This is a genomic window from Bradyrhizobium sp. LHD-71, assembly GCF_031157255.1.
In the GTDB taxonomy this organism is placed as follows: Bacteria; Pseudomonadota; Alphaproteobacteria; order Rhizobiales; family Xanthobacteraceae; genus P52-10.
Map to the genome: position 1 here is coordinate 60,659 of NZ_JAVIFX010000033.1, position 21,879 is coordinate 82,537.

Annotated in this window: 18 protein-coding genes and 1 riboswitch; of the genes, 8 read left to right on the top strand and 10 right to left on the bottom strand. The window is 64.3% G+C overall.

Annotated features, from left to right (window positions below; genetic code table 11):
* Positions 1-15: 15 nt before the first annotated feature.
* Together RCO31_RS29115 and RCO31_RS29120 are read left to right on the top strand one after the other, a co-directional pair.
* Positions 16-486, top strand: a complete 471-nt coding sequence (locus tag RCO31_RS29115; RefSeq protein WP_308971802.1) for a PaaI family thioesterase — start codon at positions 16-18, stop codon at positions 484-486.
* Between the two features lie 21 nt (positions 487-507).
* Complete coding sequence (locus tag RCO31_RS29120) at positions 508-1,335, top strand: aminoglycoside phosphotransferase family protein (RefSeq protein ID WP_308971803.1); 828 nt, start codon at positions 508-510, stop codon at positions 1,333-1,335.
* A gap of 5 nt (positions 1,336-1,340) precedes the next feature.
* Here RCO31_RS29120 and purQ read toward each other — a convergent pair whose 3' ends face one another.
* Genes purQ through purC form a run of 3 tightly spaced genes read right to left on the bottom strand, consistent with a single transcriptional unit; the run spans position 1,341 to position 3,069 of the window.
* Entirely contained in the window at positions 1,341-2,042 is a 702-nt protein-coding gene (purQ, locus tag RCO31_RS29125; RefSeq protein ID WP_308971804.1) for a phosphoribosylformylglycinamidine synthase subunit PurQ, read from the bottom strand.
* Positions 2,043-2,049: 7 nt separating this feature from the next.
* Positions 2,050-2,292: a phosphoribosylformylglycinamidine synthase subunit PurS gene (gene purS, locus RCO31_RS29130; protein WP_308971805.1), complete on the bottom strand. Its 243-nt coding sequence runs from the start codon at positions 2,290-2,292 to the stop codon at positions 2,050-2,052.
* Positions 2,293-2,301: 9 nt separating this feature from the next.
* Positions 2,302-3,069, bottom strand: a complete 768-nt coding sequence (gene purC, locus RCO31_RS29135) for a phosphoribosylaminoimidazolesuccinocarboxamide synthase (RefSeq protein ID WP_308971806.1) — start codon at positions 3,067-3,069, stop codon at positions 2,302-2,304.
* A 281-nt stretch (positions 3,070-3,350) separates the two neighbouring features.
* Here purC and RCO31_RS29140 point away from each other — a divergent pair, with 281 nt between their 5' ends.
* Positions 3,351-3,674, top strand: coding sequence for a DUF1476 domain-containing protein (locus RCO31_RS29140; protein WP_308971807.1), 324 nt, complete (start codon positions 3,351-3,353; stop codon positions 3,672-3,674).
* Positions 3,675-3,740: 66 nt separating this feature from the next.
* Here RCO31_RS29140 and cynS read toward each other — a convergent pair whose 3' ends face one another.
* Genes cynS through RCO31_RS29160 form a run of 4 tightly spaced genes read right to left on the bottom strand, consistent with a single transcriptional unit; the run spans position 3,741 to position 7,378 of the window.
* Entirely contained in the window at positions 3,741-4,229 is a 489-nt protein-coding gene (gene cynS, locus RCO31_RS29145; RefSeq protein ID WP_308971808.1) for a cyanase, read from the bottom strand.
* Between the two features lie 43 nt (positions 4,230-4,272).
* Positions 4,273-5,154, bottom strand: a complete 882-nt coding sequence (locus RCO31_RS29150) for an ABC transporter ATP-binding protein (protein WP_308971809.1) — start codon at positions 5,152-5,154, stop codon at positions 4,273-4,275.
* A gap of 5 nt (positions 5,155-5,159) precedes the next feature.
* Positions 5,160-6,005, bottom strand: a complete 846-nt coding sequence (gene ntrB, locus RCO31_RS29155) for a nitrate ABC transporter permease (RefSeq protein ID WP_374991547.1) — start codon at positions 6,003-6,005, stop codon at positions 5,160-5,162.
* Positions 6,002-7,378 carry a CmpA/NrtA family ABC transporter substrate-binding protein gene (locus RCO31_RS29160; protein ID WP_308971811.1) on the bottom strand — a complete coding sequence of 459 codons (1,377 nt, stop codon included), beginning with the start codon at positions 7,376-7,378 and terminating at the stop codon, positions 6,002-6,004. Before RCO31_RS29160 ends, ntrB begins: the two co-directional genes overlap by 4 nt.
* 171 nt (positions 7,379-7,549) lie before the next feature.
* On the opposite strand from RCO31_RS29160, the gene RCO31_RS29165 reads away from it, so the two are divergent.
* Complete coding sequence (locus tag RCO31_RS29165; protein ID WP_308971812.1) at positions 7,550-9,457, top strand: sigma 54-interacting transcriptional regulator; 1,908 nt, start codon at positions 7,550-7,552, stop codon at positions 9,455-9,457.
* A 105-nt stretch (positions 9,458-9,562) separates the two neighbouring features.
* Here the strand turns inward: RCO31_RS29165 and RCO31_RS29170 are convergent, their stop codons facing one another.
* Positions 9,563-10,753, bottom strand: coding sequence for a TrmJ/YjtD family RNA methyltransferase (locus tag RCO31_RS29170; protein ID WP_308971813.1), 1,191 nt, complete (start codon positions 10,751-10,753; stop codon positions 9,563-9,565).
* 201 nt (positions 10,754-10,954) lie between these two features.
* Between RCO31_RS29170 and RCO31_RS29175 the strand changes: the two genes are divergently transcribed.
* The gene (locus tag RCO31_RS29175) at positions 10,955-12,172 is read left to right on the top strand and encodes an NADP-dependent isocitrate dehydrogenase (protein ID WP_308971814.1); all 1,218 of its coding nucleotides are present in this window, start codon (positions 10,955-10,957) and stop codon (positions 12,170-12,172) included.
* A 46-nt stretch (positions 12,173-12,218) separates the two neighbouring features.
* On the opposite strand, the gene RCO31_RS29180 is transcribed toward RCO31_RS29175, so the two are convergent.
* Together RCO31_RS29180 and alaS are read right to left on the bottom strand one after the other, a co-directional pair.
* Positions 12,219-13,955 (bottom strand): cation:proton antiporter, encoded by a 1,737-nt coding sequence (locus tag RCO31_RS29180; protein WP_308971815.1) that lies wholly within the window; start codon positions 13,953-13,955, stop codon positions 12,219-12,221.
* A gap of 148 nt (positions 13,956-14,103) precedes the next feature.
* Positions 14,104-16,761 carry an alanine--tRNA ligase gene (alaS, locus tag RCO31_RS29185; RefSeq protein WP_308971816.1) on the bottom strand — a complete coding sequence of 886 codons (2,658 nt, stop codon included), beginning with the start codon at positions 16,759-16,761 and terminating at the stop codon, positions 14,104-14,106.
* Positions 16,762-17,025: 264 nt separating this feature from the next.
* Positions 17,026-17,140, top strand: a riboswitch (glycine riboswitch).
* A gap of 135 nt (positions 17,141-17,275) precedes the next feature.
* Between alaS and gcvT the strand changes: the two genes are divergently transcribed.
* Genes gcvT through gcvP form a run of 3 tightly spaced genes read left to right on the top strand, consistent with a single transcriptional unit; the run spans position 17,276 to position 21,686 of the window.
* Complete coding sequence (gene gcvT, locus RCO31_RS29190) at positions 17,276-18,421, top strand: glycine cleavage system aminomethyltransferase GcvT (RefSeq protein ID WP_308971817.1); 1,146 nt, start codon at positions 17,276-17,278, stop codon at positions 18,419-18,421.
* A gap of 9 nt (positions 18,422-18,430) precedes the next feature.
* Positions 18,431-18,796 carry a glycine cleavage system protein GcvH gene (gene gcvH / locus RCO31_RS29195; protein ID WP_308971818.1) on the top strand — a complete coding sequence of 122 codons (366 nt, stop codon included), beginning with the start codon at positions 18,431-18,433 and terminating at the stop codon, positions 18,794-18,796.
* Positions 18,797-18,818: 22 nt separating this feature from the next.
* Positions 18,819-21,686 carry an aminomethyl-transferring glycine dehydrogenase gene (gene gcvP, locus RCO31_RS29200; RefSeq protein WP_308971819.1) on the top strand — a complete coding sequence of 956 codons (2,868 nt, stop codon included), beginning with the start codon at positions 18,819-18,821 and terminating at the stop codon, positions 21,684-21,686.
* Positions 21,687-21,879: the final 193 nt, after the last annotated feature.

Sequence of the window (21,879 nt, forward strand, 5' to 3'; positions counted from 1 at the left end):
TCAAGGAGATCCGTCGTGAATGCCGTTCCTCAAAATGCCGTTCCCCGCCACGACGGGGCCGTCCAGGCGGCCTCCGGCGAATTCGCCGGCTGGTGGACCTGGACCCGCGATCATTTCGAGGTCGCCAACGGTCCATTCTGGCACCGGGAGGAGAACGGCCAGATCCGGTGCGCGTTCCGCCTCGAAAAGAAGCACATCAACGGCTCGGGCGCCGTGCATGGCGGCTGCCTCATGACGTTCGCCGACTACTGCCTGTTTGCGCTCGGTAACAAGGCGCTCGAGGGCGGACGCGGCGTGACGCTATCGTTCTCCTCGGAATTCATCGATGCGGCGTATGAAGGCGAATTGATCGAGGGACATGGCGAGGTGGTGCGCGCGGGCCGCTCGATCGTATTCCTGCGCGGGACTCTCACCAGCACCGGGCGGCCGATCTTGAGCTTTTCGGGCACGGTGAAACGGATCAACGCGCCGCGGAAGCCGGCCTAGCGCAAGACTTCGGCGGAGAACATGCAGCAGCGCGACCCGTTCGCAGATTATCTGACACGCTGGCGTCTCGTGCCGGACGGCGCGCCGATCGTCACGCCCAGAGCGCAGCTCCTTCCTGTGCGCCGGAATGGCGAACCGGCGATGCTCAAGGTCTCCACCGAACCGGAAGAGATGTTCGGCGCGCGGCTGATGAGCTGGTGGAACGGCGAAGGCGCAGCGCGCGTGCTGGCCTGCGAGAACTGGGGGCTACTGCTCGAGCGGGCGACGACGGGACGCGCTTTGTCCGATCTCGTGCGCGGCGGACAGGATGATGAGGCAAGCCGGATCACCTGCCGTGTCATCGCCCAGTTGCACGCGCCGCGGCGCGAACCACCGCCCGATCTCGTGCCACTGGCACACTGGTTTCGCGATCTGACCGAAGCCCCGCAGGAGGGATTGCTGGCGCGCGCCAAGGCGCTGGCGCTTGTCCTTCTGTCGGAGCCGCATCAGCCGACGGTCCTGCACGGCGACATCCACCACGACAACATCCTGGATTTTGGCGAACGCGGCTGGCTCGTCATCGATCCGAAGCGGCTGATCGGCGACCGCTATTTCGACTACACGAACCTGTTCTGCAATCCGGATTTGGCGTCTGCGACAAATCCAGAGCAGTTCGCGCATCGCCTCGCAATCGTGTCCGAGGCCGCTGGCCTCGACCGCACGCGGCTGCTGCAATGGCTACTCGCGTGGTGCGGGCTTTCAGCCGTCTGGTGCCTGAACGATCCTCAGAGCATCGACGTCACCGACAAGGACAGATTGGACATCGATCTGAAAGTCGCCGAGCTGGCCGCAACCGAGCTCGATCGCTGAAAGGGCTATGCCGCGCTTTTCAGATGCTCGGCAAGGCCGGCAAACAGCCCGCGCCCGTCGGTGCAGCCCATGATGTCTTCGACGTGGTTTTCCGGATGGGGCATCATCCCAAGCACATTGCCCTTCTCGCTGACGATGCCGGCAATGGAGTTGGTGGCGCCGTTGATGTTGGAATCCTCGCCGAGCTCGCCCTCCGGCGAGCAATAGCGGTAGAGCACTCGCCCCTCGCCCTCGAGACGTTTGACGGTTTCATCGTCCGCTTCGTAGTTGCCTTCGCCATGGGCGACCGGCACGCGGATCACCTGTCCGGCGTTGTAGCCGCGAGTAAACGGCGAATCCGAGCGCTCGACACGCAGATGGACATCCTTGCAGATGAACTTCAGTCTCGAGTTGCGCATCAGCACGCCCGGCAAAAGCCCCGCCTCACAGAGGATCTGGAAGCCATTGCAGACGCCGAGCACAAGCCCGCCTTGCGCGGCATGGGTGCGGACCGCATCCATAATCGGCGCTCGCGCAGCAATCGCGCCACAGCGCAGATAATCGCCATAAGAAAAGCCGCCGGGCACGACCACGAGGTCGGTGTCCGCCGGCAACGCCGTGTCCGCGTGCCAGACCATTGCCGGTTCGCGACCCGAGGCGAGCGTCAGCGCGCGCGCCATATCCTGTTCGCGATTGATTCCCGGAAACACGAGAACTGCGGATTTCATCGGTCCCCTAGCCCACGACCTCGACGCGATAATTCTCGATCACCGTGTTCGCCAGCAGCTTGTCGGCAGCGTCCTTCAGCGCCGCCTCCGCTTTGGCCTTGTCGGCACCGGCGATCTCGATGTCGAACACCTTGCCCTGCCGGACGCTGGCGATGCCGTCGACCCCGAGCGACTTCAAGGCTCCCTCGATCGCCTTGCCCTGCGGATCGAGAATTCCGGATTTCAACGTAACGGTGACGCGCGCTTTCATGTCCGTTAATCAGCCCTTAACCAGCACCGGGCCGGTTCCCGTCGGACGCTCGTTCTCGGCCATGATACCGAGACGCTTTGCGACTTCAGTATAAGCCTCGAGCAGCCCGCCGAGGTCGCGACGGAAGCGGTCCTTGTCGAGCTTTTCGTTCGACTTGATGTCCCACAGCCGGCAGGAGTCCGGCGAAATTTCGTCGGCGACGACGATCCGCATCATCTCGTTCTCGAACAGACGGCCGCATTCCATCTTGAAGTCGACGAGACGAATGCCGATGCCGAGGAACAGGCCGGACAGGAAGTCGTTCACACGGATCGCCAACGCCATGATGTCGTCGATCTCCTGCGGCGTCGCCCAGCCGAACGCGGTGATGTGCTCCTCGGAGACCATCGGATCGTTGAGCTGGTCGTTCTTGTAGTAGAACTCGATGATCGAGCGCGGCAACTGCGTGCCCTCCTCGATCCCGAGCCGCTGCGACAAAGAGCCCGCTGCGACGTTACGCACCACCACCTCCAGCGGCACGATCTCGACCTCGCGAATCAGCTGCTCGCGCATGTTGAGGCGGCGGATGAAATGGGTCGGCACGCCGATGTCGTTCAGGTGTTGAAAGACATATTCCGAGATCCGGTTGTTGAGGACGCCCTTACCCTCGATCACCTGGTGCTTCTTGGCGTTGTAAGCGGTCGCATCGTCCTTGAAGTGCTGGATCAGGGTGCCCGGCTCCGGGCCTTCATACAGAACCTTCGCCTTGCCTTCGTAGATGCGACGCCGACGGCTCATTGGGATGTACCGTGTGTTGTTGAAGTCCATGGATTGGGTGTTGCTCCGCTTATTGGACACGACCCGCGACGGAGCTGCCGCGAAAGGCCCGGAACCGAAGGAAACGAAACGCGAACCAGCCCTGCCGGCAACCTACCCGATTGACCCGATCAGCACAATCGACGGAACGCTGTTTTACAGCCTTCCTGCGACCGCCCGGCAGTTGCTCCACAACGGGAAAGCCCTATATGGAATTCGCCAAGTTCCGCAGGGCTGCCCTTCATCTGAATGGAAAGAGATATATGACAACTTTCGACAAGCGCGAGGAAGGCTTCGAGAAAAAGTTCGCTCTGGACGAAGAGCAGAAGTTCAAGGCGGAGGCGCGGCGGAACAGGCTTCTGGGAATGTGGGCGGCTGAAAAGATGGGTTTGAGCGGCGATGCCGCGAGCGCCTACGCCAAGGAAGTCGTGGCCGCCGATTTCGAGGAATCCGGTGACGACGACGTCCTGCGCAAGGTCGAGCAGGATCTTTCGGCCAAGGGCCTCACCGTCGCGCAGGCGGAGATTCGGGCCAAGATGAACGAGCTTCTGCTCGAGGCTGTCGCCCAGGTGAAGGCCGGGAAATAGGCCGGAGCCTGGCTTCTCATCGCGAGCCAACGGGACACGCGAAGCGCCCCGTTGGCCCGCACAGGCTCACCCCTCCTTGAATCCATACTCCGGTACGTTGCCGGTTGCGCCGTAGTACTTGTACGGCAGAAACTTGCCAGACATCGTGATCTTGACGCGGTCGCCCTTGGGGTTCGGCAGGCGCTCCATCACGAAGTCGAAGTCGATCGCCGACATGATGCCGTCGCCGAACTCCTCCTCGATCAGCGCCTTCCACGCCGGACCGTTGACCATCACCATCTCGTAGAATCGATAAATCAGCGGATCGGTCGGCGGCATCGGCGTGCCGGCGCCGCGCATCGGGATTTCGTTGAGCAGCGCGACTTCGGCTTTCGACAGCCCGAACAGTTCGCCGGCATTTGCGGCCTGCGGCTTGGTCAGCTTCATCTGGCCAAGGATCGCGCCGACGATCAGCACTTCCGAATAGCCGCCGATCTTGTCGCAGATATGCTTCCACGACCAGCCCTTCTCGCGCTTGATGTCCAGAAGCTTTTCCGTGAGATCGCTGCGTTTCATTTTGGTTCTCCCGATTTGCAATGCGTGGTCGCCGAGCAGCCGATCAGGCGGCGGGCTCGTTGATGATGGCAGGCTCAGGTAGCGCCGGCCGGACGACCGGCACATGGCGCGGGTCGCGCCCTGTGACCGTCTGCGCGAACGTCTTGCTGCGGCTGACCAGGAAATCGATGATGTGGTTGCGCAGGCCGTAGTAGTGCGGATGGCGGTGGATATCGATGCGTGCCCTGTTCTTCGGCAGAGGATTTTCCAGGATCTCGGCCAGCACCGCGCCGGGGCCGTTGGTCATCAGAATGATCTTGTCGGCGAGATAGATCGCCTCGTCGACGTCATGGGTGATCATGAACGTCGTCTGGCCGGTCTCCAGGCAGATGCGCCGTACCTCGTCCTGCAGGGTGCCGCGCGTCAGCGCGTCGAGCGCCGAGAACGGCTCGTCCATCAGCATCATCTTCGGCGTGATCGATAACGCGCGGGCGATGCCGACGCGCTGCTTCATGCCGCCGGACAGTTCTGACGGTCGCTTGTGCTCGGAGCCGGTCAGGCCGACCAGGTCGATGAACTTCTGCGCCTGTTCACGCACCTGCTCGGCCTTCCAGTTGCGCCACTTCGACGACACGGCGAAAGCCACATTGCCCATCACCGTGCGCCACGGCAGCAGCGCGTGGCTCTGGAAGATCACCGCGCGGTCGAGACTCGGGCCCTCGATCGCCTGCCCGTCGACGATCACCGCGCCCTCGCTCGGCTCATCGAGGCCGGCGAGGATATTGAGCACGGTCGTCTTGCCGCAGCCGGAGTGGCCGATGACGCAGGAAAACTCACCACGCTTCATCGACAGCCACAGATCCTCGAACACCGCGGTCGACCCGCCTGCGGGGTTCGGGTAGCGCTTGGCGATCCCCTCGATGGAGATGAACTTGTCGTTCGACATTTTCACTATTCCGGAAAGGTGACCATGCGCGTGAAACGCGCGAGGATCTGATCAAGGATCATTCCGACCAGGCCGATCACGAGGATGGCGATGATGACGTTGGTGATCGAGAGGTTGTTCCACTCGTTCCAGACGAAGTAGCCGATGCCGGTGCCGCCCACGAGCATCTCGGCGGCGACGATCACCAGCCAGGCAATGCCGATCGAGATCCGCATGCCGGTGAGAATGGTCGGTGCCGCGGCCGGCAGGATCACCGTGAAGGCTCGGCGCACGGTGCCGACTTCCAGCGTGCGCGCGACATTGACCCATTCCCGGCGCACCGCCGCCACGCCGAACGCGGTGTTGATCAACATCGGCCACAGCGCGCAGATGAAGATGACGAAGATCGCCGACGTATTGGAATCCTTGATGGTGTAAAGGGCCAGCGGCATCCAGGCCAATGGCGATATCGGCTTGAGGATCTGGATGTACGGATCGAGCGCCTTGCTCATGAGCGGCGACATGCCGATCAGGAAACCCAGCGGGATCGCGACCGCGACCGCGATCACGTAGCCGAACAGCACGCGCGCGATCGAAAAGCCGAGCTGGATGCCGATGCCCTTGTCGTTCGGCCCCTTGTCGTAGAATGGGCTCTTGATGTGCTCCCAGAGCTTCGCGCCGACGTCGAGCGGCCCTGGCATCGCCGACTTGCCCTGCGTCGCGGTCGCCCCCATCAGCCGCGCATATTCGGGGCTCATATTGGCCGCCGGCCCCGTACCGCGGGTGGCGATGTGCCAGCCGCCGAGAAACAGAAGCAGCAGCGCGATCGAGACGACTGCCGCGCGGATCGAAAGCGAGTTCGCCACGGTCAGCTCGCCTTTCTGATCTTGAAGCTGTTCAAATACTCTTCCGGCTTGTTCGGATCGAACGCACGGCCCATGACCGAAAATGTCTTGGTGGTCGCGGCCGGCGGCGTGAGACCTGCCTCCTTCATCAGCTTCGTCGTGTCGGTTGCGAGATAGACCTGCCTGGCGACGCTTGCGTAATCGACATCGCCCTTGATCTGACCCCACCGCTTCATCTGCGTCATGATCCAGACTGCAAATGATTCCCACGGGAACGGGTCGAAATCGATCCGCTTGGCATCGGTTTTCACGCTGCCGAGGCCGTCGGCGAAGGTGCCCGTGAGGATCTGCTCCAGAACGATCTCGGGCTGGTTGATGTAATTTGCTGGTGCAATGGCCGCCGCGATCTGCTTGCGGTTCTCCGGTTTCGCCGCGAAGGCGGTCGCCTCGATGATCGCGCGCAAGAGGGCCGCGTAGGTGTTCGGCGCGGCGGCAATGAACTCCTTCGACGCGGCGAATGCGCAGCAGGGATGCCCTTCCCAGATATCCTTGGTCAGAACGTGGATGAAGCCGACGCCGTCATAGACGGCGCGCTGGTTCATCGGATCCGGGCCGAGAAAGCCGTCGATGTTGTCAGCGCGCAGGTTCGCGACCATCTCCGGCGGCGGCACGGCACGAATCTGCACGTCGGTGTCGGGATCGATGCCGTGCTCGGCGAGATAGTAGCGAAGCAGGTAGTTATGCATCGAGAAGTCGAAGGGTACTGCAAACTTGAATCCCTTCCAGCTCTTCGGATCGCGCTTGTCCTTATGCTTCACCGACAGCGTGATCGCCTGCCCGTTGATGTTCTCGATCGCCGGCACCGTGTACGGCACCGCGTTGGAGCCGACGCCCATGGTGATCGCGATCGGCATCGGCGAGAGCATGTGCGCGGCGTCGTATTCCTTGTTCAGCGTCTTGTCGCGGATCACCGCCCAGCCCGCCGTCTTGATGACTTCGACGTTCAGCCCCTGCTTCGCATAGAAGCCCATCGGGTGCGCCATGATGATGGGCGTCGCACAGGTGATCGGAATGAAGCCAACCTTGAGATCCTTCTTCTCGAGCGTCCCGCCTTGCGCAAACGCTTCGGTCGCGGTCTTGAGCGGAAAGAATTGCGAGATTGCCGCTAGCGCCGTGGACGCACCCACTGCCTTCAGGAAGGCGCGACGGCCTGCGTCCTGCGGAAACATCGCCCGCACCACAGCCGAGGCGACCACATTCTCGAAGCGCCTGTCCGCGCTTTCGACCGGCGCACATCGAAGCTCATCCCGCTTGTGGTCGGCTTCGGAGGCATGGCGGCCACAGCTGCAGCCGGCGTTGAGCGAACGGTCGGGATCGAAGGGGTTGTCGAACGTCGGCATGAGCTCTCTCCCTGCAGAGGCGGTTGCCTCAGGAATGAGCAAGGAGCGTGCCAGCCTCACGCACACGGAAATTCCGCAGCAATCCCAGCGCTGCTGCGACAAGTTGGCAGCTACGATTTATCGTGATACACGGGAAATCGTAGCACAAAATACGAAATCTCGTAGGAAAGCATGAACATCGGGCTGCTGCAGGGGGCGAGAATTTCCGCCGAAGAGACCGCCGCTCGTGTGGCCGCATTCGATTTCTCCATCGACGCGATGCTCCTGGTGGATCCGCACGCGGATGCCATCCTCGAAGCCAATGCCGCCGCCTGCACCCTGCTGGGTTACGACCGCGCCGCGCTCCGCCAGATGAAGCTGACCGCCCTGCATGCGGGCCAGATTCCGGCGCTGATCGTGTTCACGCAGGCGGTCATGGCGAAAGGGACCTACTGGACGACGTCGCTGAAACCGCGCCATGCCGCGGACAAGGGACTCACGCTCGAATATGCGGGCTCGCTAATTCCCCGGGACGGGACGCCGCTTATGCTCCTGACGCTGAGCGATCTGGAGCAGCGCCGCAAACGCGGGCTTGACGCGGTTGCCGAGGATCACATGCGCAGCGGCATTGCAGCCTGGCAGCGCATGGAGCGGGTGTTTCGCGACATCGAACGCGAGAACCAGCTGATTCTGCGAGCGGCCGGCGAAGGCATTTACGGCGTCAATTCCGAGGGCAAGACCACCTTTGTCAATCCGGCGGCGGAGCGCATGCTTGGCTGGTCGGCCGAAGAGCTCGTCGGCCGCGACATCCACTCCATCGTCCACCACACCCACCACGACGGGCGGCACTATCCGCACGAGGACTGCCCGATCTATGCGGCGTTCCGCGACGGCGCCGTGCACAAGGTCGATGACGAAGTGTTCTGGCGCAAGGACGGACAGCCGGTGTGGGTTGAATACACCTCCACACCGATCCGCGACCGCGGCATCGTTGTAGGTGCCGTCATCGTCTTTCACGACGTAACCGAACGACGCGAAAGCGAGGAGAAGCTCCGCGCGGCGCTGGCGGAAGTCGACCGCCTGCGCGAGCGGCTGGAGCAGGAAAACGCCTACCTGCAGGAAGAGATCCGCATCGAGATCTCGCCGCACGGCATCATCGGTCATAGCGCCGCGATCCAGAAAACGCTGCGGCAGGTGCAGCTGGTCGCCCCGACCGACGCGTCGGTCATGATCACCGGCGAATCCGGGACCGGCAAGGAGCTGATAGCCCGTGCCATCCACGAAGCCAGCGGGCGCCGCGACCGGCCGCTGATCCGCGTCAATTGCGCGGCGATCCCGCGCGAACTGTTCGAGAGCGAGTTCTTCGGCCACGTGAAGGGCGCGTTCACCGGAGCGCTGCGCGATCGCATCGGCCGGTTCGAATTGGCCGATGGCGGCACGCTGTTCCTCGACGAGGTCGGCGAAATTCCGCTGGAACTGCAGGGCAAGCTGCTCCGCGTGCTGCAGGAGGGGCACTTTGAGCGGGTCGGCGAAGAGAGCACGCGCGGCGTCGACGTGCGCGTGATCGCGGCGACCAACCGCGATCTGAAACAGGAGGTGCAGCGCGGGCGTTTTCGCGAAGACCTTTACTTCCGTCTCAATGTCTTTCCGGTCGAGACACTGCCCTTGCGCGAACGCCGCGACGACATTCCCCTGCTCGCCCAGCATTTCCTGTCCAAGGAGACCAGCGAGCGCAAAACAGGGCTGCGGCTCCTGGAAGCGGATGCGCGGCGGCTCTCACGCTACGACTGGCCGGGCAACGTGCGTGAACTGCAGAACGTGATCGAGCGCGCGGTGATCCTGTCGCACAACGGCCGCCTGCGCATCGACCTGCCCGACCAGACGACGCATGCACCTGTGGCGGCCCGCGACGTTGCGAAGGAGGCTTCCAGCGTGGTGCTCACCGACCACGAGGTGCGCGGCTATGAGCGCGGCAATATCATTGCGGCGCTGAAGGCGTCCGGCGGCAAGGTGTTCGGCCGCGGCGGGGCGGCTGAACTGATGGACATGAAGCCGACGACGCTGGCCTCCCGCATCAAGGCGCTGAAGATCGAAGTTTGAATCGTCATTGCGAGGCATTCGCTCGCCCATAGCCGTTCGAAGCAATCCGGCGCGGTGCTTGCGTAAACTCAGACTGGGTTGCTTCGCTGCGCTAGCAATGACGATTCATGGCGTCTCCAGATTCTTCTCAAGTCTTGCCAGCTCGCCTTCGAGATCGCCGACCACATCCGCCTCGCGCACGTCCACGACGCGATAGCCGCGCGTCTCGAGCCACGTCCGTCGTTCGCCACGATCCTTCGTGAGATCGTCAGGCTCGTTGGCGGCAATCAGTTCGATCGCGACGCGAAAGGGGAACGAGACGAAGTCCGGAATCTGCCGGCCCACCGGCGTCTGGCGCTTGAACTGTCCGGCGAAGCGCCGGTCCCTGGTCAGCGCCTTCCACAGCACACGCTCGGCGTCCGATGTGTTCCGCCGCAACAGCCGCGCGAGGCCACGCACCGGTCCCTGCTCGTCGGGCATGCGGCCCGCGCCGGTGGTCGCAAGCAGCGCCCGCAGGCGCGCCGCCTCTTCACCGTCCAGCACCCCGCCGCGCGCCGGCCCCTTGCGTCCCTCCGCGATCGCCTTGATCGCGCCATGCAGGGTCTGCATGTCCTGCTTCGTCGCTTCCATACGCGAGAAGATGTTGCGCAGGTTGACGATCATGGTGTCGCGCTTTTCCGGCGGCCGCAGGAATTCCACGCGGTCGAGCTCGGTGACCAGCGTGTCGAAGAACGCCTGCTCTTGCTCCTTGCTGGCGCGCACCGAGCGCTCTGTGGCCACAAACGGCAGAACGCCGCCCTTGGCGCATTTGAACCACTCGTAACCCATCAGCAGCACCGCCTGCGCGAGATTGAGCGAGGCGAACTCCGGATCGACCGGAAAGGTGACGATGCGGTCGGCCAGCGCGACCTCCTGGTTGGTCAATCCCCAGCGCTCGCGGCCGAACAGGATCGCGGCCCGTCCGGCGCCCGCGATCTCGCCGGCCAGTTCCCGCACCGCCGCCTCGGGCGCAAGCACAGGTTTTGCCTGATCGTGCGCACGCGCCGTCGTTGCGAGCACCAGCGAGCAGTCCGCAATAGCGGCGTGAACCGTGTCGAACAGCCTGGCACCATCGACGATGGCGTCGGCGCCGGCAGCCGCACGCTTTGCATGGACGTTCGGCCAGCCGTCGCGCGGATTGACGATGCGCAGCTCCTTCAAGCCGAAGTTGCCCATAGCCCGCGCCGCCATGCCGATGTTCTGACCGAGCTGCGGCTCAACCAGCACCACGACAGGCGCCTCGCGCAAGGCTGACCCGATGCTTTCAGTTCCAGACATCTTTCTTTCACTTTCGCGCCTATCCGATTGCGCTTTCGAGCGATTTTCTCAAGCGAATAATGCGCGGCGCGCACGCGACTGGAATAAGGTCGGGCAGCAACCCTCCTTCCAGGGCGCGCCCGCCGGTGCTATAGCGGCCCGGACCGGCCACGAATCCGGCGCCCCCCTCGCGTTTCATCCCAAGGTAAGGCCCTGTCCCAAATGGCAAAAATCAAGGTGACCAACCCGGTCGTCGAGCTCGACGGCGACGAGATGACCAGGATCATCTGGCAGTACATCAAGGACAAGCTGATCCACCCCTACCTTGACGTCGACCTGCTCTATTTCGACCTCGGTATGGAACACCGTGACCAGACCAACGACCAGGTCACCATCGATGCGGCGAACGCGATCAAGCAGCACGGCGTCGGCGTCAAATGCGCCACCATCACGCCGGACGAAGCGCGCGTGAAAGAGTTCAACCTGAAGGAAATGTGGAAGTCGCCGAACGGCACCATCCGCAACATCCTCGGCGGCGTCATCTTCCGCGAGCCGATCATCTGCAAGAATGTGCCGCGGCTGGTGCCCGGCTGGACCAAGCCGATCATCATCGGCCGCCATGCTTACGGCGACCAGTACCGCGCGACCGACATCAAGTTCCCGGGCAAGGGCACGCTGACGATGAAGTTCGTCGGCGAGGACGGCACCGTGATCGAGCGGGAAGTCTTCAAGACGCCCGGCCCCGGCGTCGCCATGAGCATGTACAATCTCGACGCGTCGATCGCCGACTTTGCGCGCGCCTCTTTCAACTACGGCCTGCAGCGCAACTATCCGGTGTATCTGTCCACGAAGAACACGATCATGAAGGTCTATGACGGACGCTTCAAAGATATCTTCCAGGACATCTTCGACCGCGAGTTCAAGAAGCAGTTTGAAGCGAAGGGTCTCACCTACGAGCACCGGCTGATCGACGACATGGTCGCCTCGGCGCTGAAGTGGTCGGGCGGTTACGTCTGGGCGTGTAAAAACTACGACGGCGACGTGCAGTCCGACACCGTGGCGCAAGGCTACGGCTCGCTCGGCCTGATGACCTCGGTGCTGCTGACGCCGGATGGCAAGACCATGGAAGCCGAAGCCGCGCACGGCACCGTGACACGCCACTATCGCGAGCACCAGAAGGGCAAGGAGACCTCGACCAATTCGATTGCCTCGATCTTCGCCTGGACCCAGGGCCTGTCGCATCGCGCCAAGCTCGACGACAACCAGGAGCTTGCGAACTTCGCCTCCACGCTCGAGAAGGTCTGCGTCGACACCGTCGAGTCCGGCTTCATGACCAAGGACCTGGCGCTCCTGGTCGGCGCCGAGCAGCGCTGGCTTTCCACTACCGGCTTCCTCGACAAGGTGTCGGACAACCTCTCCAAGGCGCTCGGCAAGACCTGAGCGTCGCAGTCGATCGCCCGCAACAAACGGCTCTGCGGGAAGCCATCTAGTGGGGCGTCGCGCCCTTCTTGATGGCTTCCTCAAACTGTTCGCGCATGACCGCAAGGCGGCGCGCAACGGCGTCCTCCGACGCACCCAGCATTTCCAGCGCACGGCCGCCCAGCTGCAGGCTGGCCTCAAGAGTCTCGGGCACGACCTCTACGGCCCCGAGACGAATGAATCTGCTGGCGCTCTGGTGATCCACCGCCCGCGCGAGCACCACCGCATCGGCGCGAAATTCCCGGATCGCCCTGATCATCCGCTCGGCGGGTTCGACTTCGTCGAGCGTCACGATAAACACGCGCGCGCGTTTTGCGCCTGCCCGTTCCAGCAATTCGGCCCGACTGGCGTCACCGAAATACACCGGCTGACCGGCCTTGCGCTGTTGCTCGACCACGGCCGCATTCACCTCGAGCGCGAGATATGGCACGTTCTCCGCCGACAGAAGCCCTGCGATCGTCTGTCCGACGCGCCCGAACCCGCCGATGATCGCGTGATCGGCGATGCCATCGTCATCAGGTAAGTCTCGCGGCGACGCGTGGTTCGCCTTCTGCTCCAGCCGTTTCCCCACCTGGCGCGCCGCCTGCGCAAGAGCTGGGGTCACAATCATCGTCAGTGCGATCGTTGCCGTCAGAAACTGAACCGGACCCGGCTCGATCACCCTTCCGGCGGCGGCCACGGCGAGCGCGACGAATCCGAATTCACCTGCTTGCGACAGCAGGAGCGCAATCTCAGTCGATTCCGCGCCATCGACACCGAATGCGCGCGCAGCACTCCACAGGATCACGGCTTTGACGGCGATCACCAGCACCGCGACGCCAAGGATCTGCGGGAGCCATTTGAACAGGAACTCGAGATCGACGGTCATGCCGACGCTGATGAAGAAGAGCCCTACCAGAAGTCCCTTGAACGGCATCAGATCGATTTCGATCTGGTGACGATATTCGGTCTCCGACAGAATGAGGCCGGCGAGAAACGCGCCAAGCGGCGCCGACAGGCCCGCGCGCGCCGTGAGAATCGAAAAGCCGACCAGCACCAGCAGCGAGATCGCCATGATCAGCTCGCGGCTGCCCGTCTGCGCCGCCATGCGGAAAACCGAGCCGAGAGCGTAGCGGCCGATAACGACAATCGCGGCGATCAGGGCAACGCCCTTCGCAAGGGTCCAGCCGAACTCGGCGAGCGTCCCGCCGCCCGCGCCGAGAAATCCCGTCAGGAACAGCGTCGGGGCTACCATCAAGTCCTGCAGCAGCAGGATCGACAGCGCGACACGGCCTAGGTGCGTCGCAGTTCGACCTTGGCTCTCGATGATCTGCATGACCACCGCCGTCGACGACATCGCCAGTGCGAGACCGATGACCGTCGCGGCGGCCGGGCCTGAGCCCAGCAGCGCTGCGCCGATGCCAATTGCCGCGGCGGACATGGCGAACTGGGCGCCTCCGACCAGCACCACGTATTTGCGCAGCAGGGCAAGGCGGCTCCACGACAGCTCGAGACCAATCAGGAACAGGAGCGCCATGATGCCGAGTTCGGCAAACGGTGCGACGCGCTCCGGATCATCCAAGGTCAGATCGCTGAACCACGGAAGGTCGCGGCTCAACCGCCCGAAGCCGAATGGCCCGACGGCTATCCCGAGCACGAGGAAGGAAAGGACCTGGCTGACGCCGAAGCGGTGGAGCAGCGGGACCGCCAGGCCCGCAACGGCGAGAAAGACTAGGAAGTCCTTGATCCAGGCGACATGTTCCACGTCAGGTGTCCTGCGCCGTGCAGCCAGCTCGCGCGGCGCCAGGCGACGCAGCAAGTGCGATTGTGGCGAAGGCGGCGAAAGACACAATAAGGCTCAGCGATAGGCACGCAAAGCGACGCCGATCTTTCGAACGGTTACGCCTCCACACCTATGACGCGAGCGCCGCAGAGATCGCATCGAGCGCCGCGTTCGCCTTCGAACCGTCGGGACCGCCGGCCTGGGCCATGTCCGGCCGACCGCCGCCGCCCTTGCCGCCGAGCGCCTCCGAACCCTTGCGCACGAGCTCCACCGCGTTCAGTCGCGCGGTGAGATCGGACGTGACACCGACGACCAGGCCTGCCTTACCGTCCGCGGTGACACCGACGATTGCGACGACGCCGGATCCGAGCTGCTTCTTGCCGTCGTCGGCAAGGCTCTTCAGATCCTTCATCTCGATATCCTGCACGGCGCGGCCTAGGAATTTCACGTCACCGATGGTCCGGATGTCTGATGCCGGCCCCCCTGCCGAGGCGCCGCCGCCCATCGCCAGCTTCTTGCGCGCATCCGCAAGATCGCGCTCGAGCTTGCGGCGCTCTTCGACCAGCGCGGCGATGCGCGCAGGCATGTCCTCGAGGCTCGTGCGCAGCTCGGCTGCGGCCGCCTTCGCCGTCTGAATGCTCGCGTTCGCGGCGTTACGGGCGACGTTGCCGGTGAGCGCCTCGATGCGCCGCACGCCGGAGGCAACCGCACTCTCGCCGGTAACCGAAATCATGCCGATGTCGCCCAGACGCTTGACGTGGGTGCCGCCACAGAGCTCGACCGACCAGCCGAGCGTGTTGCCGCCGGCTGCGCCCATCGACACGACGCGCACCTCGTCGCCATACTTTTCGCCGAACAGCGCGCGCGCACCCGAGGCACGGGCATCGTCCACGGCCATCAGCCGCGTGGTCACCTCACCGTTCTGCAGCATCACGTCGTTGGCGATGTCTTCGATGCGGCGCAGTTCGTCAGGGCTGATCGGCTTCGGATGCGCGAAATCGAACCGCAACCGTTCCGGCGCGACCAGCGAGCCGCGCTGGGCGATGTGATCGCCGAGCACCTGGCGCAGCGCCTCGTGCAGAAGGTGCGTCGCCGAGTGATTGCCGCGGATTGCCGAGCGGCGCGCATGATCTACCTCGAGCGACAGCGCGGCGCCCGCCTTCAGCGTGCCCTGCTCGACCTTGCCGATATGGGCGAACAGGTCGCCGGCCTTCTTCTGCGTGTCAGTGACGCGGAAGCGGACGCCCTCGCCGATCAGCAGGCCGGTGTCGCCGACCTGCCCGCCGGATTCGGCGTAGAACGGCGTCTGGTTCAGCACCACTGCGCCGGTCTCGCCGGCCTTCAGGCTGTCGACCTCCTTGCCGTCCTTCACCAGCGCCGACACAGCGCCTTCGGCCGTTTCGGTTTCGTAGCCGAGAAACTCCGTCGCTCCGAGCTTCTCGCGCAATGGGAACCAGATCGCTTCCGCCTGCGCCTCGCCAGAGCCCGACCAGGATGCGCGGGCCTTCTCGCGCTGCTTTTCCATCGCCACGTTGAAGCCGTCGGTGTCGACGGCAATGCCGCGTGCGCGCAGGGCATCCTGCGTCAGGTCGAGCGGAAAGCCATAGGTGTCGTACAGCGTGAACGCGGTCTCGCCCTTCAGCCGGTCGCCGGATTTCAGCGCGCGGCTTTCCTCGTCCAGAATCGACAGGCCGCGCTCCAGCGTCTTGCGAAAGCGCGTCTCTTCGAGCTTCAGCGTCTCGGTAATCAGGCTTTCGGCGCGCACCAGCTCCGGATAGGCTTGGCCCATCTCGCGCACCAGCAGGCGAACGAGCTTCCACATCAGCGGTTCGCGCGCACCGAGCAGCTGCGCATGCCGCATCGCGCGGCGCATGATCCGCCGCAGCACGTAGCCTCGGCCTTCGTTCGACGGCAGCACGCCGTCGGCGATCAGGAAAGATGATGCGCGCAAGTGGTCGGCGATCACCCGATGCGAGGCGCGCTGCGGGCCTTGCGGGTCGACGCCAGTCAGCTCGGCGATGTTGCCGATCAGCGCTGCGAACAGATCGATGTCGTAGTTGTCGTGCTTGCCCTGCAGCACGGCGGCAAACCGCTCCAGCCCCATGCCGGTGTCGATCGACGGCTTCGGCAGCGGCAGGCGCTCGCCCGGCGTCACCTGGTCGAACTGCATGAACACGAGATTCCAGATCTCGATGAAGCGATCGCCGTCCTGGTCGGCCGATCCGGGCGGCCCGCCCGGGATCTTGTCGCCATGGTCGAAGAAAATCTCCGAGCATGGCCCGCACGGGCCGGTGTCGCCCATCTGCCAGAAATTGTCGGAGGTCGGAATGCGGATGATCCGGGAGTCCGGCAGGCCGGCGATCTTCTTCCAGAGCTTGAACGCGTCGTCGTCCTCGGAGAACACCGTCGCCAGCAAGCGGTCTTTCGGCAGGCCGAAGTCCCTGGTGATCAGGTTCCACGCCAGCTCGATCGCGCGCTCCTTGAAGTAGTCGCCGAACGAGAAGTTGCCGAGCATCTCGAAAAAGGTGTGATGGCGCGCGGTGTAACCGACATTGTCGAGGTCGTTATGCTTGCCGCCGGCGCGCACGCATTTCTGCGATGTTGTCGCGCGCACGTAGGGCCGCTTCTCGATGCCGGTGAAGACGTTCTTGAACTGCACCATGCCCGAATTGGTGAACATCAGCGTCGGGTCGTTGCGCGGCACGAGCGGCGACGACGGCACGACCTCGTGGCCGTTCTTGGCAAAATAGTCGAGAAACGCCGACCTGATCTCGTTGACACCGCTCATTGTCGTCCAATCGCGTCCTGTTCAAAGGCAGGGCTCAAGTGCGGATGGCTCACGCATCCTGCCCAAACCCGGTGCTGTTCTGCCCATTATTTCCCTAGGCCAACGCTTTTAGCGATGGGGACTGGCGCTGTCCAGAAAACGCCTGCCGTCCAAGGGCTTGCAAGAACCGTTGATAAGCCGTTCCGGTTCATGCCGAGGATGGAAACGATCCTCTGACCCTGCTATATAGGGCCCGTGGCGGCACGCGGGTAGAACGTGTCCGTCATAGCCACGTCGGGAGAGTCCGGCAGCCTTGCAGGCAGTTTGCAAGCAAAGGTGTGCTGGCGCCGAAGGAGCAACCGCCCCGGAAACTCTCAGGCAAACGGACCGGCTGGCTATACGACATCTGGAAAGAGACGCGGCCGGCCCTCGGTATTCGCGTCCGCCGACGGGATAATACTCTCAGGCAAAGCGACAGATGGGGCTTCGATCGTGATGGGCGGAATGATTCCGCTCGCGCCATCCGGAGCCGCTCATGCTTGCATCCAACGATCAAGGCCTCAAGCGCACGCCATTGACTGCGCTCAATGTCGCGCGCGGCGGCAAAATGGTTCCGTTCGCGGGCTACGAGATGCCGGTGCAGTTCCCGCCCGGTGTCTTGAAGGAACACCTGCATACGCGCGCTTCCGCCGGCCTGTTCGACGTCTCGCACATGGGCCAGATCGCCCTTCGCCCCAAATCCGGACGCGTCGAGGACGCAGCGCGCGCTCTGGAGGCGCTGGTACCGCAGGATCTCCTCAGCGTCGCGCCGAACCGGCAGCGCTACGCGCAGTTCACCAACGCCGCGGGCGGCATCCTTGACGACCTGATGGTCGCAAATTTCGGCGACCACCTGTTTCTGGTCGTCAATGCCGCCTGCAAGGCAGAGGATGAGGCGCACCTGCGCAAACACCTCTCCGACAGCTGCGTAATCGAAGCTCTGGCCGACCGCGCGCTGATCGCGCTGCAGGGCCCCAAGGCCGAAAGCGTTCTTGAAAAGCACGCACCTGACGTCACCGGCATGAGCTTCATGGATGCGGGGCCGCGCAAGGTGATGGGGCTCGAATGCTTTGTCTCGCGCTCGGGCTACACCGGCGAGGATGGGTTCGAGATTTCCGTGCCGGCAAAGGATGCAGAGACGTTTGCCGCCGCACTGCTCGATGATCCGGCGGTGCTGCCAATCGGGCTCGGCGCGCGCGACAGCCTTCGCCTCGAGGCGGGACTTTGCCTTTACGGGCACGACATCGACACGACCACGACACCGGTCGAGGCCAATCTCAACTGGTCGATCCAGAAGAGCCGCCGCTCAGGCGGCGCCCGCGCCGGCGGCTTTCCCGGCGCCGATATCATCCTGAAGCAATTCGAGGCAGGCGCGCCGCGCAAGCGCGTCGGCATCAAGCCGGAGGGGCGCGCGCCGGTGCGCGAGAACGCCCAGCTCTACGCCGATGCGACATCGCGCGAGCAGATCGGCACGGTGACGTCGGGCGGCTTTGGCCCCAGCGTGAATGGTCCCGTGGCGATGGGCTACGTGCCATCGTCGCATGCCTCCGTCGGTACATCCCTGTTCGCCGAAGTGCGCGGCCAGCGGCTGCCGGTTCGGGTCGCGGCCCTTCCCTTCTCACCCCACACCTACAAGCGCTGAGGATCCCAGATGACCGTCCTTTACACCCCCGATCACGAATGGCTTCGCATCGAGGGCGATGTCGCAACTGTCGGCGTCACCGATTACGCGCAGACGCAACTCGGCGACGTGGTGTTCGTCGACCTGCCGAAGGTCGGCCGCGTGGTGAAGAAAGCGGAAGCCGCCGCCGTGGTCGAAAGCGTCAAGGCGGCGTCGGACGTCTACGCGCCGGTCAGCGGCGAGGTGCTCGAGGTGAACGAGACGCTCGGCGCCGATCCCTCGCTGGTGAATTCAGACCCGGCCGGCGGCGCCTGGTTCTTCAAGATCCGCATCAGCGACAAGAGCGAGCTCGACGGATTGATGGATGAGGCCGCCTACAAGGCGCACACGGCGTAAGCGTTTTCGCAAGGAGACCGACATGACTGCACTTCGCAAGAACTCGGCGGACGTCGCGACGGATTTCGTGCGCCGACACGTCGGCCCCTCGCCACGCGACATCGAAGCGATGCTCGAGGCCGTGCGCACCAAGAGCCTCGCCGCGCTGATGGACGAGACGCTCCCCGCCTCGATCCGCCAGAAGGCGCCCTTGAAGCTCGGTCCGGCGCTGTCGGAGACGCAGGCGCTCGCGCACATGGCCGACCTCGCCGCACAGAACCTTCAGTTCACCTCGCTGATCGGCCAGGGCTATTCGGGAACGATCCTGCCCGCGGTGATCCAGCGCAACATCCTGGAAAATCCTGCGTGGTACACGGCCTACACGCCGTATCAGCCGGAGATCAGCCAGGGCCGTCTCGAGGCGCTGTTCAACTTCCAGACCATGGTCTGCGACCTGACCGGGCTCGATGTGGCGAACGCCTCGCTGCTCGACGAGGGCACCGCCGCGGCCGAAGCGATGGCGCTGTGCGAACGTTCCGCGCAGGCGCAGGCGAAAGCTTTCTTCGTCGACCATGAAACGCACCCGCAGACGATCGCCGTGCTGCGCACCCGCGCAGAGCCGCTCGGCTGGTCGCTGGTCGTCGGCGACCCTGCGAAGGATCTCGACAAGGCGGAGGTGTTCGGTGCCCTGCTGCAGTATCCGGGAACGCATGGTGCGGTCCGCGACCTGCGCAGCGTCATCGCGACGGTGAAGGCAAAAGGCGGACTGAGCGTCATTGCCGCCGACCCGCTCGCGCTGACGCTGCTTGCTTCGCCGGGCGAGCTCGGCGCCGACATCGCGGTCGGCTCGACCCAGCGGTTCGGCGTCCCGATGGGTTATGGCGGCCCGCACGCAGCCTATATGGCCGTGCGCGATGCGCTGAAACGCTCGCTGCCGGGCCGCATCGTCGGCCTGTCGGTGGATTCGCGAGGCGCGCCGGCCTATCGCCTCGCGCTGCAGACCCGCGAACAGCATATCCGCCGCGAGAAGGCGACCTCCAACATCTGCACCGCGCAGGTGCTGCTCGCCGTGATCGCCTCGATGTATGCGGTCTACCATGGCCCCGAAGGCCTCAGTCACATTGCGCGCAACGTGCATCGCAGGGCCGCCGTGCTCGCCGCCGGCTTGAAGAAGCTCGGCTTTGCGCCGCTGCACAACAGTTTCTTCGACACGGTGACGGTCGCCACCGGCGACAAGCGCGACGCCATCGTCTCCCACTCGGCGCACGAGAAGATCAACCTGCGTCTCGACGCTGCGACGGTGAGCATCGCAGTGGACGAAACCACGACGCCGGAGATCGTCGAGGCTGTCTGGCGCACATTCGGCGGCAACCTCGCCTACGCCGACGTCGAGCGCGACGCGCGCGAGGCGCTGCCGGTGGCGCTTGCGCGCACGACGGATTTCCTCACCCACCCGGTGTTCCACAAGCATCGCTCGGAGACCGAGCTTCTGCGCTACATGCGCAAGCTCGCCGACCGCGACCTGGCGCTCGACCGCGCGATGATCCCGCTCGGCTCATGCACCATGAAGCTGAATGCGACCACCGAGATGATCCCGGTGACCTGGTCGGCGTTCGGCGGGCTGCATCCCTTCGCGCCGATCCAGCAGGCTGCCGGCTATCACGCGATGTTCGACAAGCTCGAGCAATGGCTGGCCGACATCACCGGTTATGATGCGATTTCGCTGCAGCCGAATTCCGGCGCACAGGGCGAATATGCGGGCCTCCTGGCGATCCGCGGCTACCATGCGTCGCGCGGCGAGAGCCACCGCACGGTGTGCCTGATCCCGTCGTCGGCACACGGCACCAATCCGGCGACCGCCAGCATGGTCGGCATGAGCGTTGTGGTGGTGGCTTGCGACGCCGAGGGCAATGTCGACGTGAACGACTTGCGGGCGAAGGCCAAGGCCAATGCCGACAAGCTCGCGGCCATCATGATCACCTATCCCTCGACGCACGGCGTGTTCGAGGAGGAGATCCGCGAGATCTGCGACATCGTCCACGCGCATGGCGGACAGGTCTATCTCGACGGTGCGAACCTGAACGCGCAGGTCGGCCTGTCGCGGCCCGGCGATTACGGCGCCGACGTCAGCCACCTCAACCTGCACAAGACGTTCTGCATTCCGCATGGCGGCGGCGGCCCCGGCATGGGACCGATCGGCGTGAAGAAGCACCTTGCACCGTTCCTGCCCGGCCATCCGGCGCTCGACGGCGGCACTGCGCCAGTCGGCCCGGTGTCGGCCGCTCCCTTTGGCTCGGCCTCGATCCTGGTGATCTCCTACATCTACATCCTGATGATGGGCGGCGACGGGCTGCAGCGGGCGACCGAGGTTGCGATTCTCAACGCCAACTACATCGCCGAGCGCCTGCATCCGCATTTCCCGGTGCTCTACCGCAACCACAAGGAGCGCGTTGCGCATGAATGCATCGTCGATCCGCGCGGGCTGAAATCGAGCGGCGTCACCGTCGATGACATCGCCAAGCGGCTGATCGACTACGGCTTCCATGCGCCGACGATGAGCTTCCCGGTCGCGGGCACGCTGATGATCGAACCGACCGAATCCGAATCGAAGGCCGAGCTCGACCGTTTCTGCGAGGCGATGATCGCGATCCGGCGGGAGATCGCCGACGTCGAAAGCGGCAAGTGGAAGATCACGGAGTCGCCGTTGCGGCACGCGCCGCACACTGTGCACGATCTCGCCGACGATACCTGGAACAGGCCCTACTCGCGCAGCGAGGCCTGCTTCCCGGACGGCGTCTCGCGCACCGACAAGTACTGGTGCCCGGTCGGCCGCGTCGACAACGTCTACGGCGACCGCAATCTCGTGTGCTCGTGCCCGCCCATCGATGCCTATGCGGAGGCGGCGGAGTAAACGGGACGTTCTTCGGTCGTCAGAACGAAGCGCCCCGCTATCGTCATCCCGCTATCATCATTGAGGCCCGGCTTCGCCCCGTACGGCGCCGGGCAGCGCTTCGCAGCCACCGACAGAGCGTAACGCCGCGTACAAACAGACGCGGCGGGCGCCGCGTGACGTCGGGCAACTCGACGCCACACGGCACCCGCCG

Coding starts and splice junctions, on each gene's coding strand:
- RCO31_RS29120 (WP_308971803.1), top strand. CDS start 508: ATGCAGCAGCGCGACCCGTTCGCAGATTATCTGACACGCTGGCGTCTC.
- purQ (WP_308971804.1), bottom strand. CDS start 2,042: ATGAAATCCGCAGTTCTCGTGTTTCCGGGAATCAATCGCGAACAGGAT.
- purS (WP_308971805.1), bottom strand. CDS start 2,292: ATGAAAGCGCGCGTCACCGTTACGTTGAAATCCGGAATTCTCGATCCG.
- purC (WP_308971806.1), bottom strand. CDS start 3,069: ATGAGCCGTCGGCGTCGCATCTACGAAGGCAAGGCGAAGGTTCTGTAT.
- RCO31_RS29140 (WP_308971807.1), top strand. CDS start 3,351: ATGACAACTTTCGACAAGCGCGAGGAAGGCTTCGAGAAAAAGTTCGCT.
- cynS (WP_308971808.1), bottom strand. CDS start 4,229: ATGAAACGCAGCGATCTCACGGAAAAGCTTCTGGACATCAAGCGCGAG.
- RCO31_RS29150 (WP_308971809.1), bottom strand. CDS start 5,154: ATGTCGAACGACAAGTTCATCTCCATCGAGGGGATCGCCAAGCGCTAC.
- RCO31_RS29160 (WP_308971811.1), bottom strand. CDS start 7,378: ATGCCGACGTTCGACAACCCCTTCGATCCCGACCGTTCGCTCAACGCC.
- RCO31_RS29165 (WP_308971812.1), top strand. CDS start 7,550: ATGAACATCGGGCTGCTGCAGGGGGCGAGAATTTCCGCCGAAGAGACC.
- RCO31_RS29170 (WP_308971813.1), bottom strand. CDS start 10,753: ATGTCTGGAACTGAAAGCATCGGGTCAGCCTTGCGCGAGGCGCCTGTC.
- RCO31_RS29175 (WP_308971814.1), top strand. CDS start 10,955: ATGGCAAAAATCAAGGTGACCAACCCGGTCGTCGAGCTCGACGGCGAC.
- alaS (WP_308971816.1), bottom strand. CDS start 16,761: ATGAGCGGTGTCAACGAGATCAGGTCGGCGTTTCTCGACTATTTTGCC.
- gcvT (WP_308971817.1), top strand. CDS start 17,276: ATGCTTGCATCCAACGATCAAGGCCTCAAGCGCACGCCATTGACTGCG.
- gcvH (WP_308971818.1), top strand. CDS start 18,431: ATGACCGTCCTTTACACCCCCGATCACGAATGGCTTCGCATCGAGGGC.
- gcvP (WP_308971819.1), top strand. CDS start 18,819: ATGACTGCACTTCGCAAGAACTCGGCGGACGTCGCGACGGATTTCGTG.